The sequence below is a fragment of the Vibrio sp. 1557 genome, assembly GCF_033340175.1.
GTDB lineage: Bacteria > Pseudomonadota > Gammaproteobacteria > Enterobacterales > Vibrionaceae > Vibrio > Vibrio alginolyticus.
The window spans coordinates 1-1,013 of sequence record NZ_JAWOVZ010000306.1 but is presented as its reverse complement, the minus strand read 5'-3'; the positions used below and the strand labels follow the sequence as shown (position 1 = coordinate 1,013).

Below are 1,013 nucleotides of genomic sequence, written 5' to 3'. Positions count from 1 at the left end.
CTCATTGATCGCTTTTTGCTAAGCATTTCACTCTATTCCTTGGCACTTTTAAAGAGCTGTAAGGTTATCTCTCTTTCAACCTTGTGATCAACCATCGGCTTGTGATATTCCAGTAAAGAAAATCCCTCCCAAGTCCATGGTTTATGGACGAACTTATTCGGCACACTCTTAATTTCTGGAACCCAATGACGTACGAACTGACCGTCGGAATCGAACTTCTCGCCTTGGCTTATTGGATTGAAGATACGGAAGTATGGTTGGCCATCACAGCCAGTCGATGCCGACCACTGCCACCCACCATTATTTGCCGCAAAGTCGCCGTCGACGAGCTTGCTCATAAAGTATTCTTCGCCCCAGCGCCAGTCGATATGTAAATCCTTGGTAAGAAAGCTCGCGACAATCATACGAAGTCGGTTGTGCATCCAGCCAGTTTGATTGAGCTGACGCATTGCCGCATCAACAATTGGATATCCAGTCGTCCCCGTTTTCCAACATTCAAAAGCTTGTTCATCGTAAGACCATTGAATTTTATCTTCCCAGTCGATGAATCCGCGACCTTTGACAAGTTTAGGTTCAAACACCAATAAGTGCTGGTAGAACTCACGCCAAATGATCTCGCTCAGCCACGTTGCTTTGCCTTCTGACAAATCCGGTTGTGGATTCTCAGCATACAACCTCGCGATGCACTGTCTTGGCGACAATGCTCCGATGGCAAGATAAGGCGAGAGCTGACTCGTACCATCTATAGCGGGGAAATCTCGCTTCATCTGGTAACCGTCACTACGCTCGCGTGCAAACGTCCTCAATTGCTTGAGAATGTGGTTGGTCGATGCACACCAAGCTTCGCTCGATTCCCTCGGATAAGAGAACGTATAATCGGCATCAAAACCGTCTTGTTTTACCGCTTCTAACTGCTCACTAGGCAGTTCATTTTGTCTCTGAGGCTTGGATACCGTTGGCAAGGAAAACTTTTGCAACCATGCTCGTTTGAATGGCGTAAATACTTTGAAATA

General features: G+C 46.6%; 1 protein-coding gene. It reads right to left on the bottom strand.

The annotated features are described in order from the left end of the window. Positions 1-32: 32 nt before the first annotated feature. Positions 33-1,013 (bottom strand): cryptochrome/photolyase family protein (locus tag R7070_RS26670; protein ID WP_318141585.1); only part of this gene is annotated, 981 nt, incomplete at its 5' end.